The sequence below is a fragment of the Streptomyces paromomycinus genome (genome assembly GCF_003865155.1).
Classification (GTDB): domain Bacteria; phylum Actinomycetota; class Actinomycetes; order Streptomycetales; family Streptomycetaceae; genus Streptomyces; species Streptomyces chrestomyceticus.
The window spans coordinates 3,332,132-3,345,029 of record NZ_BHZD01000001.1 but is presented as its reverse complement, the minus strand read 5'-3'; the positions used below and the strand labels follow the sequence as shown (position 1 = coordinate 3,345,029).

Annotated in this window: 10 protein-coding genes; all 10 read left to right on the top strand. The window is 74.2% G+C overall.

Features of this window, described 5'->3' with window-relative positions:
- Positions 1-804 precede the first annotated feature (804 nt).
- From OEIGOIKO_RS13495 to OEIGOIKO_RS13450, 10 genes are read left to right on the top strand one after another with little or no spacing between them, the layout of a single operon-like run.
- Positions 805-1,638 carry a sugar phosphate isomerase/epimerase family protein gene (locus tag OEIGOIKO_RS13495; RefSeq protein ID WP_125054258.1) on the top strand — a complete coding sequence of 278 codons (834 nt, stop codon included), beginning with the start codon at positions 805-807 and terminating at the stop codon, positions 1,636-1,638.
- A 25-nt stretch (positions 1,639-1,663) separates the two neighbouring features.
- Positions 1,664-2,050: an acyl carrier protein gene (locus OEIGOIKO_RS13490; protein WP_218039992.1), complete on the top strand. Its 387-nt coding sequence runs from the start codon at positions 1,664-1,666 to the stop codon at positions 2,048-2,050.
- Positions 2,047-5,514, top strand: coding sequence for a thioester reductase domain-containing protein (locus OEIGOIKO_RS13485; protein ID WP_125054257.1), 3,468 nt, complete (start codon positions 2,047-2,049; stop codon positions 5,512-5,514). The genes OEIGOIKO_RS13490 and OEIGOIKO_RS13485 overlap by 4 nt, the downstream gene beginning before the upstream one ends.
- 4 nt (positions 5,515-5,518) lie before the next feature.
- Positions 5,519-6,427, top strand: coding sequence for a 3-hydroxyacyl-CoA dehydrogenase family protein (locus tag OEIGOIKO_RS13480; RefSeq protein ID WP_125054256.1), 909 nt, complete (start codon positions 5,519-5,521; stop codon positions 6,425-6,427).
- Positions 6,424-6,720 (top strand): acyl carrier protein, encoded by a 297-nt coding sequence (locus tag OEIGOIKO_RS13475; protein ID WP_125054255.1) that lies wholly within the window; start codon positions 6,424-6,426, stop codon positions 6,718-6,720. The genes OEIGOIKO_RS13480 and OEIGOIKO_RS13475 overlap by 4 nt, the downstream gene beginning before the upstream one ends.
- Positions 6,717-7,829 carry an acyl-CoA dehydrogenase family protein gene (locus OEIGOIKO_RS13470; RefSeq protein ID WP_125054254.1) on the top strand — a complete coding sequence of 371 codons (1,113 nt, stop codon included), beginning with the start codon at positions 6,717-6,719 and terminating at the stop codon, positions 7,827-7,829. The genes OEIGOIKO_RS13475 and OEIGOIKO_RS13470 overlap by 4 nt, the downstream gene beginning before the upstream one ends.
- The gene (locus OEIGOIKO_RS13465) at positions 7,826-8,830 is read left to right on the top strand and encodes a 3-oxoacyl-[acyl-carrier-protein] synthase III C-terminal domain-containing protein (RefSeq protein ID WP_125054253.1); all 1,005 of its coding nucleotides are present in this window, start codon (positions 7,826-7,828) and stop codon (positions 8,828-8,830) included. The genes OEIGOIKO_RS13470 and OEIGOIKO_RS13465 overlap by 4 nt, the downstream gene beginning before the upstream one ends.
- Positions 8,827-9,990, top strand: coding sequence for an HAD-IIIC family phosphatase (locus OEIGOIKO_RS13460; RefSeq protein WP_125054252.1), 1,164 nt, complete (start codon positions 8,827-8,829; stop codon positions 9,988-9,990). Before OEIGOIKO_RS13465 ends, OEIGOIKO_RS13460 begins: the two co-directional genes overlap by 4 nt.
- Positions 9,987-11,264: an MFS transporter gene (locus tag OEIGOIKO_RS13455; protein WP_125054251.1), complete on the top strand. Its 1,278-nt coding sequence runs from the start codon at positions 9,987-9,989 to the stop codon at positions 11,262-11,264. The genes OEIGOIKO_RS13460 and OEIGOIKO_RS13455 overlap by 4 nt, the downstream gene beginning before the upstream one ends.
- Positions 11,261-12,898 carry an amino acid adenylation domain-containing protein gene (locus OEIGOIKO_RS13450; protein ID WP_125054250.1) on the top strand — a complete coding sequence of 546 codons (1,638 nt, stop codon included), beginning with the start codon at positions 11,261-11,263 and terminating at the stop codon, positions 12,896-12,898. The genes OEIGOIKO_RS13455 and OEIGOIKO_RS13450 overlap by 4 nt, the downstream gene beginning before the upstream one ends.

Sequence of the window (12,898 nt, the reverse complement as noted above, 5' to 3'; positions counted from 1 at the left end):
CGCTGTGACGACATCGCGGCGACATCGCGGCGACATCGCGGCGGCATCGCTGCCGTCGGCCCGACCGGCCGCGTGGGCCGCGACCCGGCGTGCGCCCCGCGGCCGTCGCCGGTGCGGTGCGCCGGTTCCGTCCACGGACGCACGGCCTCCGCGCCGTGTCCGCCGGGCGCGCGGCGCCGTGCTGTCCACGCCGTCCGCCCGGCCCGTCCGGCCTGTTCGGACCACCCGCTCCCGCTTTCGGTCGCTTCGTCCAACTACCCCCTCTGAGCTGCGACTACGTGACCGGACGCGACGTCATGGGGCGACATTTCGCCATATGGTGCGCACAGCGCCGCGTGCTAGCATCCCGGTGTTCGACAGGGCCGGAACAAGGTCGTCAGGATCGTTGGCCGACGGGGGCGCGAATGATGGCAATCGACGAGAGAGCGGACGCGGTGCCGGGCACCGGTGCCCGCTTCGACGGCGCTGTCCGGTGGGCGGCCGGCCGCCGTACCGCACCACCACGCCGCCCGGCGGCCACCGCCTCGTAGCGGACCCCGGACCGGCCTTTCGACCGGATCACCGACAGCCTTCCTTCCCGTGAGCGGACCGTGCCCTGCCCGGAACGGCAGCGGCCGGCACGCGCACCGGTGTGCGGCGCGGCAGCGAGCGGGAAATGCCGCCCCGTACCCGCACACTGCGCCCGTCACGGCCCGACCACCTTTGCGGACGACGGAATTTCGCGCCGGGTCTTTTCCGCGGAAGAAGACCGAAGCTCTCCCGGCCTGCGGGCGGGACGCGCACCGACTAGGAGCGGAACCATCCATGACCAGTCAAATCAGCCTCGGGCTGCTGGTGGACCAGGCGTTCTACGGTTCCCCGTACCAGGGCAAGGACGCGTGGCGGGCCGCCGCCGAACTGGGCGCCGAATGGATCTGCATCGTCGAAGAGGCGATGGACATCGCGCCGGAACGGCTGCTGCAATTCCGTGACGACGCCGACGCGGTGGGCCTGCCCATCAGCCTGACGGCCTGTCACGCATTCGGACTCAGTGATTTCCGCGACGTCGTGCGGGAATTCCACCTCAAGCGCGCCGAAGCCCATGTCGACCTCACCAGGGAACTGGGCGGCGGGGTCATGAAACTGCTCCTCGGCGACTGGTTCTGGCGCGGCATGTGGCCCGAGGAGGCGCAGTGGCAGCTGCTCGCCGCCTCGGTCCGGCGGCTCGCCGACTACGCCGAGTCGCGTGGCATCGCGCTCAGCGTCAAGCCCGAGCCGATGGAGACCTCCCTGGTCACCGACGTCGACGACCTCGTGAGGCTGCTGGACGACGTCGCCTCCCCGGCCCTCCAGGCCAACGTCGACGTCTCCCACCTCGTCGTCGCGGGGGTGGCCGCCTCCGAGGTGGGCCGGCTGCCCGGCCGGGTCAACAGCGTCGACTACTCCGACTCCAACGGCACGTACCACGAGCACCTGGTGCCGGGCGAGGGCGTCGCGGACATGGCCGCCTTCACCGACCAGCTGCTCGCCGTCGACGCCGCCTGGATCGGCGTCGAGGTCGGCCCGTTCGCCGACCCGGAGAACGCCTACGACAAGGTCGGCCGGGCGATGGCCCGGTCCCGCGACTTCTTCGACACCGCGGCCGCGCGGCGTGTCTGACACCGAAACCCTCCCGGAGGCCCCCGTGGCGAATCCCGCAGACCCCGAAGACACCGCGTCCATACCCGCGGACGCGGATCCGCTCCAGCTCGTCCGCCAGGCGTGGCAGGACGTCCTGGGCACCGACGAGGTGCCCCTGGACACCGGCTTCTTCGAAGCGGGCGGCAACTCGATGCTGCTGGTGATGCTCAGCGACGAGCTGTCCGACCGGACCGGCCGCGAGCTGGAGGTCGCCGAGCTGTTCCGGCACGACACGGTGCGCGCCCAGGCCCGGCTGCTGGACCCGTCGTACGAGCCCGAGGCACCGGCCCCGGCAGCAGCCGCCGCCGGACGCGGGCGGCTGCTCGGCAGCGCCCGGCGCGGGCGCGCGGACAGCGGCCCGCAGCAGCCGGAAGGGTCCGCCGCGCGATGAACAGCGAGACCGCCGTAGCGGTGGTGGGCGTCGGCTGCCGGTTCCCGGAGGCCGCCACCCCGGAGGAGTTCTGGAGCAACCTCGACAAGGGCGTGGTCTCGCTCCGCGACATCCCCGCCGAGGATCTGCGCCGCTGCGGTGTGTCCCCGGAGGCGGCCGCCGCGCCGGACTTCGTGACCCGGTCCGGCTGGATCGCGGACCCGGAGCTGTTCGCCGCCGAGTTCTTCGGCCTCACCCCCGTCGAGGCCGAGCTGATCGACCCGCAGCAGCGCCTCTTCCTGGAGGCGTGCCGGGACGGCCTGGAGCGGGCCGGGCACCTGCCGAACGGCGAGCACGGACCGCAGGTCGGCGTGTTCGCCGGGGCGAGCAACAGCACGTACAACACGCTGCTCCAGTACGCCCGCGCCCGTACGGAAGGCCCCGCCGCCTTCGACGACCTGGCCACCCAGCTGGGCGGCGGCATCGACTTCATGGCCCCCCGGGTCTCCTACAAGCTCGGCCTGCGCGGCCCGTCCCTGGCCGTGCAGACCGCTTGCTCCTCCTCGCTGACCGCCGTGCACTACGCGGTCCTCAGCCTGCTGTCGGAGGAGTGCGACATCGCCCTGGCGGGCGGCAGCGGACTGTCGTACCCGTCCGTCGGCTACCGGTACCAGCCCGGCGGCGTGCTCTCCGAGGACGGCTTCTGCCGCGCCTTCGACATCCGCTCCACCGGTACGGGCGCGGGCTCCGGCATCGGCGTCGTCGTCCTGCGCCGCCTGGCCGACGCGCTCGCCGACGGCGACCCGGTGCTCGCGGTGATCGGCGGCAGCGCGGTCGGCAACGACGGCGCCCGCCGGCCCGGCTTCACCGCGCCCAGCCCGGACGGTCTGGCCTCGGTCGTCGCCGCCGCGCTCACGGTGGCCGGCACCGACCCGGCGGACCTGCGCTACGCCGAGGCGCACGGCTCCGGCACACCCCTGGGCGACCAGGTCGAACTGCGCGGCCTGATCGACGGCCTGCGCGCGGCGGGCGCCCGTGCGTCCGACCGCAACCACTGCGCGCTCGGTACGGTCAAGGCGAACATCGGGCACGCCGGGTCGGCCGCCGGCATCGCCGGACTGATCAAGGCGATCCACGTCGTCCGCACCGGCCATCTGGTCCCGCACCCGATGTTCGAGCACGCCCGGGACCCCGGCGTCCTCGCCGACAGCCCCTTCCGCGTCCCCACCGAGCTGGAACGGTGCACCGACGCCGGCCGCCGGGTGCTGGTGAACTCGATGGGCCTGGGCGGCGCCAACGCCTCCGTCGTCCTCGCCCCGCCGCCGGAGCCGGTGCGTCCCGCCGCACCCGTCCGGCCCGTCGTACGGCTCCAGCTCTCCGCCCGGACCCGTACCGAACTGGACGCCCTCTCCCGCGATCTGGCCGACGAGATCGACCAGGACCGGGCCGCGCCCGGGGACATCGCCCACACCCTGCGCGTCGGACGGCAGGTCTTCGCCGAGCGCCGGGTCGTCACGGCGGCCCCCGACCGGCTGGCCGCCGCCCTGCGCCTGCCCCGCCCGCCCGCCGCCCGTACGGTCCGCGCCGGGACGCGCCGCCCCGTCCTGGCCGTCACGGCGGACGGCGAGCACGCGGAGGCGATACGCACCGCGCTGCTGGCGGCCCTGGGCAGCCGTACCGAGCAGCACACCGGCGTGCCCGACGCGCTGCCTGCCGACGCCTACCTGATCGTCGTCGGCGAGGGCGAGAGCGGACCCGGCCGGTACGTGATCCCGGCAGCGGACGGCGCCGACCCCGGCGACCGGATCGCCGCCGCGCTCGCGGACGCCTGGCTGCACGGCGTTCCGGTGGACGCCCGCGCGTTCGACGACGGCAGCGGCCGCCGCGTCACGCTGCCCACGTACCCGTACACCCGGCGGCGCTGCTCGGCGCTGGACGACTCGGTGTTCGACGTGCCGGGCGCCGCTCGCCAGGAACCCGCCCGCCCGAGTGCGCCGGCCGACCGGCCCGCCGGTCTCGAAGGCGAACTGGTCGCCCTCTGGGAGCAGCTGTTCGGCACCGGAGGCATCGGCCCGCACGACACCTTCGGCGCCCTCGGCGGCACGTCCCTGCTCGGCCTGCGGATGACCCTGGAGGTGCAGGAGCGGTACGGCATCCTCCTCAACCTGCACCGCACCGGCGGCAGCCAGGCCACCGTCGCCCGCGTCGCCGAGGCGATCCGCGGCGCGTCCGACCGTACGGAGACGGAAGGCGCCGACGGCGGTACGGACGGCGCGTCCACGGAGGCCGCGGGCGCCTCGCGGGACGCCGCCCTCGTCGACGCCGACCTCGCCCTGGAACTCCCGCCCCGCGCCCCGCGCGACACCCCGCCCGGCACGGACGTCCTGCTCACCGGCGCCACCGGCTTCGTCGGCGCCTTCCTGCTGCACGAACTCCTCCAGGACCCCGGCCACCGCGACAGCCGCGTCTACTGCCTGGTCCGCGCCGACGACGAGGACCACGGCCGCCGGCGCCTGCGCGAGGCCGCCGCCCGCTTCCGGCTCCCCGAGCCCGACCCGGAGCGGGTCCACGTCGTCCCCGGCGACCTGCGGGACGTCGCCGAGGTGTGCGAGACCTACCGTGACGGCGAACTGGCCCGCCGCACCGGCCACGTCGTGCACTGCGGCGCCCACGTCGTCTTCACCGAGCCGTACGAGGTGCTGCGCCCGGCCAACACCCTGGCCACGTACCACCTCCTCGGCTGGATGCGCCGCCACGGCATCACCGACATCAGCTACATCTCCACTCTCGCCGCCTGCGGCCAGGCCCTCGGCTCCGAAGGGCGGCTGCTGGAGCGCCGGGAGCAGCCCCTGGACCCCGAGGCCGGCGGCTACGGCATCTCCAAGTGGGTCAGCGAACGCCTCCTGGACAAGGCCGAACGGGACGGGATGCGGGTACGGGTCTTCCGCCCCGGCCTGATCGGCGGCGACACCACGACCGGCGCCTGCAACGACCTGGACATGCTCTGGCGGCTGGTGGCCGCGTGCCTGGCCGTCGGCGCCCACCCGGCGGACGACATGCCGCTGCCGGTGGCGCCCATCGACCTGGTGGCCCGCGCGGTCGTCCAGCTCGGCCGGGAGCCCGGCTCGGCGGGCCGCGCCTACCACCTGGTCGGCGCGGAGGCCACCACCTTCGCCGCGCTCTTCGCCGAACTGGGCGCGCTCGGCGCGCCGACCCGGCCCGTCCCGGTCGCGGAGTGGGCGCGGCTGGCCGGCCGGCGGGCGCTGGAGACCGGCGACCCGGTGCTGTCGACCATGGCCCTGTACGAGACCCACGACCTGGACACGCCGCGGGTGGACGTGGAAGCCCGGCTGTGGGGGGAGTGGCTGCGCGAGCGCGGCCTGGACCCCCGGCTGGACGGCGGACGGGCCTTGCAGGCTCTGCGTCATCTCGCCGGACACCCCACCTTCGCGGACTTGTTGACCGATGTGACGGAAGGCGCCTGACTCAGTGAGCACCCACAGGACCACCGACAAAACCGCTGACGGGGCGGCGACGGACGACGGATGGGGCGACGGCCGGCCGGCCGTCGTCGGCGCCGGCGTCATGGGCACCGCGCTGGCCACGCTCGCCGTCGGCCGCGGCCTCCCGGTCCTGCTGATCGACGTGTCCGAGGCACAGCTGGAGCGGGCCCGCGACAACGTGCGCCAGCAGCTGCGGCACGCCCGGCTGCTGGGCAAGCTGCCCAAGGGGCCGGACGGCGAGCTGACGCTGAGCACCTCCTACGAGCAGCTGGGCACCGCGGCGGCCGTCATCGAGGCGGTCACCGAGACCACCGAGGCCAAGGTCGAGGCGCTCGGCGCCATCTCGGCCGCGGTCCGCCCCGGCACGCTGATCGCCTCCAACACCTCGGCCGTGCCCGTCGACGAGCTGGCGGGCTACACCCAGCGCCCCGAGGACGTCGTCGGCACCCACTTCATGAACCCGCCCTACCTGATCCGGGCGGTGGAGGTGATCCGCGGACCGCGCACCGGCGACGCGGCGATGGCGGCGCTGGACCGGCTGCTGACCGCCCTGGACCGGGAGGCGATCGTCGTCGGCGACGGCCCCGGCTTCGTCTCCAACCGCATCCTGATGCGGGTGATCAACGACGCGGCCCGGCTGGTCGCCGAGGGCCGCGCCGCCGCCGAGAACGTGGACCGCGTCTTCACCGGCTGCTTCGGGCACCGTACGGGGCCGCTGGCCACCGCGGACCTGATCGGCCTGGACAACATCGTCGACACCCTCAAGGTGCTGCACGACCGCACCGGCGACGACGGGTACCTCGCCTGCGACCTGCTCCTGGACAAGGTGCGGGCCGGCGACTTCGGCCACAAGACCGGCAACGGCTTCTACTCCTACGGAGGAACGCGCGCATGACCACTGTCGACAACCAGACCGACGCGGCGACCGGACCCGGCGCCGGGGACGTCCAGCAGCGCCTGGTGGCGTTCCTCGGCTCCCGTACCGGCGGCGACTGGGACGTGGACCAGGACCTGTTCGCCTCCGGGGCGTTCTCCTCGCTGTTCTCCCTGGAACTGCTCCAGTACGTCGAGCAGGAGTTCCAGGTCACCGTCGAGGGCGACGACCTGAGCCTGGACAACTTCCGTACCGTCCCGGCCATCACCGCGCTGGTCCAGCGGCTGCGCGGCGAAGGAGCGGCAGGGCAGTGACGGCACAGGCGACCGCGGACGCCGCCACCGCTCTCGGCGAACTGGTCGGTGACCGCGCCGAGGAGTGGGACCTGGCCGGCCGGATTCCCGGGGAGACGGTACGGGAGGCGTCCCGGCGCGGCCTGCTGTGCGCCCAGGTCGCCGCGGAACACGGCGGCCTGGGTCTGGACAGCCGGGCCAACGGCGAACTGACCGCGCACGCCGGTTCCCTGTGCGGCTCCCTGCGGTCCCTGATGACCTCGCAGGGCATGGCCGCGTGGACCGTGCAGCGCTTCGGCACCGCGGTCCAGCGCGGCACGTTCCTGCCCCGGCTGACCGGGGGCGAGACGGCCGGCGTCGCGTTCTCCGAGAGCGGCGCGGGCAGCGACCTGTCGGCGATGCGCACGGAGATCCGCCGGGACGGCGACACCGTGCACGTCACCGGTCAGAAGGTCTGGGTGACCGGCGCCGCCTACGCGAGTCTGCTGGTGGTCTTCGGGACGTACGGGGACGGGGCCGCCGTCGTCGTGGTGCCCGCCGACGCCCCGGGCGTACGGATCGAGCGCGTGCCGGACCCGATGGGCTGCCGGGCCGCCGGCCACGCCGACGTGCGCCTGGACGACGTACGGGTGCCCGCCGGTCATCTGCTGTCGGGCGCGGGCCTGCCGGTCGCCCTGCTCGCCACCGCCGCGCTCACCTACGGGCGGCTCTCGGTCGCCTGGGGCTGCGCGGGCATCCTGCGCGCGTGCCTGGACAGCACGGCGGCGCACACCCGCACCCGGGAACAGTTCGGCAAGCCGCTCGCCGACCACCAGCTCGTCGCCCGGCACCTGGCCGAACTGGCCGTCGCCGAGCAGGTCGCCCTCCGGTGCTGCGAGCACGCCAGCGCCTGCTGGGACGAGAACCGGCCGGAGCTGGGCACCCAGGCCGTCGTCGCCAAGTACGTCGCCTCCCGGGAAGCCACCAAGGGCGCCGCCACGGCCGTCCAGGTACTGGCCTCCCGGGGCGCGCGCGACGGCCACCCGGTGGCGCGGGCCTACCGCGACGCCAAGCTCATGGAGATCATCGAGGGCAGCACGGAGATCAGCCAGCTGCTCCTCGCGGACCACGTACGGACGGGCCGGGGATGACGACGACGGACACGGGCAGCAGCGCGGACACGGCCGTCGGGGTGGGGGCGGTGCACTGCCTCCTGCCCGACGAGCTGGTACCTGTCGAGAAGCTGGACGAGATCGCCGGACTGCCGCGCGAGGAGGCCGAGTTTGCGCGCGACTGCGGCATCCGTACGGTCGGCCGGTTCGCCGAGGGGACGACGGCCGCGGGGCTCGCCGCCCAGGCCGTACGAGAACTGCGCGAGCAGGCCCCGGCGGCCCCGGACCCCGACGTCCTGGTGGTCGTCGGCGCCCGCGCCCCCGAGGTGCTGCTCGGCTCCGGCTCCGGCCACGTCGCGCACGAGGCCGGGCTCACCTCCGCGTTCTCCTTCGTCCTGGACGGCCTGGGCTGTACGGGCTCCAGCGCGGCCTGGGCCCTGGCCAGGGACCTCCTCGTCGCCGACCCGGCCCGGCAGTCCGTGATGGTCGCGCACGCCAGCCGCCCGGTCGCCCTGGACCGGGTGCGCCACCCGGTCACCGTCGTCGGCGACGGCGCTTTCGCCATGACCCTGGTGCGCGGTGGCCGTCCCGTACTGCGCGCCCACCGCCAGCACACTGACGGCCGCTTCCACGACCTTCTCCAGGTCGACTACAAGAACGCCCCCTGGTACGAGTGGCGCGAAGAGGTCAGCTCCGCCGACCGCTACCGCTTCGAACTGGCCCTGCACAGCCAGCAGCACCTCAAGCGCCTGGTCGGGCAGGTGCTGGACGACGCGGGCGTGGAACGGCAGCGGATCGCCGCCACGCTCATGCAGAACGTCACCGCGCCGGCCTTCCAGTTCTACGAGACCCTGCTCGGCGTGCCGGTCCACCCCGTGTGCACCGAAAACCTCCAGGCGTACGGCCACACCGGCGCCATGGACGTGGTGCTCAACCTCGACCGGCTGCTGGCCCGCGGCGAACTGGCCCCCGGTGACCTCGTCCTCGTCCTGAACAACAGTCCCGTCGCGGCCTGGGCCGTGACCCTCTGGGAGGTATGACCGGCATGGCGGCCACCGAGACGGCGGAGACCGGCACCCTCACGGACGCGGCGGAGACAGCCGTACGTCCCGCGGTGAAGTGCCTGGTCTGGGACCTGGACAACACCCTGTGGCAGGGCACCCTGCTGGAGCACGACGAACTCGCCCTGCGGCCCGGCGTACTGGAGACGCTGAAGGCCCTGGATGAGCGCGGCATCCTCCAGTCGGTGGCCAGCCGCAACGAGTACGACGACGCCTGGGCCCGGCTGGGAAGCCTCGGCGTCGCCGACTACTTCGTCCTGCCGCACATCGGCTGGGGCCGCAAGTCCGACGCCGTACGCGCCGTCGCCGAGCAGCTGAACTTCGCGCAGAACACCATCGCGTTCATCGACGACCAGCACACCGAACGCGCCGAGGTCGCCTACCACCTGCCGGACGTGCGCTGCTACGACGCGCCCGATGCGGCCGGACTGCCGGGCCTGCCGGACTTCGCGCCCACCGTCACGAGCGACGCACGCCGCCGCCGTGCCATGTACCAGGAGAAGTTCCGGCGCGAGGCCGCCCAGAGCGAGTTCAACGGCCCGGACGAGGACTTCCTGCGCACCCTGGACATGCGGATGCGCATCGACCGCGCAGCCGAGCACGACCTCGCACGCGTCGAGGAACTGACCCTGCGCACCAGCCAGATGAACGCGACCGGCGTGCACTACTCCGACGCCGACCTGCGCGCCCTGCTCACCGACCCGGACCACGAGGTGCTGATCACCACCGTCGAGGACCGCTTCGGTTCGCACGGCGCGGTCGGCGTGGCCCTGCTGGAGCGGCAGCCGGGCCGCTGGCGCCTGAAGCTGCTCGCCACCTCCTGCCGGGTGGTCAACTTCGGCATCGGTACGCAGCTGCTGCGCTGGACCGCCGACCAGGCCACCCGGGCCGGAGTGCACCTGGAGGCCGACTTCCGGCGCACCGACCGCAACCGGATCATGGAGGTCGCGTACCGGTTCGCGGGCTTCGACTCGAAGCCGTGCGCGTGCCAGGAGGACGGGCGGCAGGCGGCTGCCGGAGCCCCGGCGGACGTCCAGCGCCTGCACCTGGTCCCGCAGCGGCAGACCGCGCCGACGACACTGACCGTGACCGGCCCCGCCCTGTGGTCGGGCGACGGCACCGGGACACCGTGGGCATGACGGGCGGGGCCGCGGCGGGCCCGGCGGGCTCCGGCCAGGGCGCCTTCGGGCGGCTGTGGGCGTCCACCGCGGTCTCCGCGCTGGGCGACGGCGTACGGCTGACCGCCCTGCCGCTGCTCGCCCTCTCGCTCACCACCGACCCGCTGCTGATCTCCCTGGTGACGGTCGCCAACTGGCTGCCGCTGCTGCTGTCGCCGCTGGCCGGCGTCTGGGCGGACCTGGCCGACCGGCGCGCGCTGCTCATCGGCGTCGACCTGATGCGCGCGGCCGCGGTCCTGGTCCTCACGCTGACGGTGGTTACCGGTGTGGTGAGCCTGCCGGTGGTCTGCGCGGTGGCGGCGGTGCTCGGGCTGGGCGAGACGGTGCACATCGTGGCGTCCCAGTCGTACCTGCCGATGGTGGTGGACACCTCCCGGCTGGCCGCCGCCAACGGGCGGCTGCACGTGGCCCAGCTGATCTTCCGCGACTCCGCCGGGCAGCCGCTCGGCAGCCTGGCCTTCGTCGCCGGGGCGGGCCTGCCGTTCCTGATCGACGGGGTGTCGTTCCTGTTCGGCGTGGCCCTGCTGGTCACCCTGCCGCGCTCGCCCGGCCCGTCCGCCGGGCCCGCCGGGCCGGGTGCCGGGCCGCGCTGGCGCACCATGATCCTGGACGGCGTCCGCCTGCTGCGCACCGACCGGCTGCTGGCCACTCTGGCGGGCATGCTCGGCGCGCTGAACTTCTGCATGGCCGTCACCGGCACCCTCGAAGTCCTCTACGTCGTGCGCTGGCTCGGCCTCCCGGAAGCCGCCTTCGGCGTGTTCCTGGCCGTCGGCGCGCTCGGCGGCATCGCCGGCGGACTGCTCAACGCGCGGCTGGCCGACCGGTTCGGCACCTTCCCGGCGGCGCTCGGCGGCATGGTCCTGATGGGCGTCGCGATGGTGCTGACGGGCCTGGTGCACCACGCGGTCGTCGCGGCCGCGGGCTTCGCCCTGATGGCGCTCGGCGCCGCCGTCTACCAGGCACTGACCGTCTCCTTCCGCCAGGCCACCACCCCGCCCGACCAGCTCGGCCGGCTCAACGGCGTCTACCGGCTGGTGGGCACCGGCACCATCCCGCTGGGCGCGCTGGCGGGCGGCGCGCTCGCCAAGGCGGTCGAGGTCAACGTCCCGTACACGGCCGCCGGAGCCGTGGTGCTGCTGCTGTTCGCGCTGGTCGCCCGGCCGGTCGTCCGCATGGGGACGGCGCAGGAGCGGCGCGCCGGGGCTCCGGACGCACCGGCGGAGGCCGCCTCGTGAACCTTCCGCCCGCCGTCGGCACCACCCCCGTCCCGCCCGCCGAGGACCCCGTACGCCAGGAGCCCGCCTTGGAAGACCGCACCCTCTACCAGTGGTTCGCCGACTCGGCCCGCCGGTGGCCGGACGCCCCGGCCCTCGAAGTGGGCGAGCAGACCCTGACCTACGGCGAACTGCACCGCCGGGTGCTGGACCTGGCGGCCCGCATCCTCGACGAGCAGCCCGCGGCCGACGGCCCGGTCCGCCCGCCGGCCCGGATCGCGCTGGTCGCCACCCGGACGGTGGCCGCGTACGTGGCGTACCTGGCCGTGCAGCGCCTCGGTTCCTCCGCCGTGCCCCTCAACGCCGACCACCCGCTGCCCCGCAACGTCGGCATCGCGCGCCGTGCCGGGGTCGGCGCCGTCCTCGTCGGCAAGGAGCACCGCGACACGTTCGCCGGGCTCCCCGCGGACTTCCGGCTGCCGGTGACCGTCGTACCGGACGACGCCGACCACCTCCCGGAGCAGCCCGCCGACCCCCTGCCCGCCCACCCCGGCGACCCGGAGGCCGAGGCGTACCTGCTGTTCACCTCCGGCTCCACCGGCCGCCCCAAGGGCGTGCCGGTCCGCCACCGCAACGTCTCCCCGTACGTGGCGTACAACATCGCCCGCTACGAGGCGGGCCCCGGCTGCCGCATGTCGCAGACCTTCGGCCTGACCTTCGACCCGTCCGTGTACGACCTGTTCGTCGCGTGGGGCTCCGGCGCCACCGTCGTCGTCCCGGACAAGGACGAGCTGTACCGGCCCGTGGACTACGTGGTACGCCGCCGCCTCACCCACTGGTTCTCCGTACCGTCGCTGGTCACCACCGCCGAGCGGTACGGCAATCTGCCGCCTGGCCGCGTCACCACGCTGCGCCACAGCTGCTTCAGCGCGGAGCCGGTCACCGCGCAGCTGACCGCGCGCTGGCACGAGGTCGCGCCCGGCAGCCGTATCCACAACCTGTACGGGCCGACCGAACTGACCATCACCTGCACCGACCACGAACTCGCCGACGGCGGAGCCGCCGCGGCGGGCAGCGCCAACGGCACGGTGCCTGTCGGCCGGCCGTACCCGCACATGGAGGCGGTCCTCCTGGACGAGGCGGGGCAGCCCTGCGACGACGGCGAGCTGTGCGTGCGCGGCGCCCAGCGCTTCGACGGCTACCTGGACCCGGCCGACAACGCCGGCCGCTTCGTCCGCTACGAGCCCGGCACGCCCGCCGTCCCGTACGACGGCACCGGCCCGCTCACCCGCGAGCACTGGTACCGCACCGGCGACCGGGTGCGCCGCGAGGACGGCCTGCTGGTGCACCGGGGCCGGCTGGACAACCAGGTCAAGATCATGGGGCACCGGGTGGAGCTGGGCGAGGTGGAGGCCGCGATGCGGCGCCACCCCGAGGTGACCGAGGCCGCCGTGGTGGCCGTCACGGTCAAGGACGAGGTGCGCCTGCTGGCGGCCTACCTGGGCAAGGAGATGCGGGCGCACGAGTTCAGCCACTGGCTGCGGCAGCACGTGCCGCTGCACATGGTGCCGCGCCGCATCCGGCGCCTGGAGGAGCTGCCGCACAACGACAACGGCAAGCTCAACCGGCAGCGGCTCGCCGAGCTGCTGGCGTGA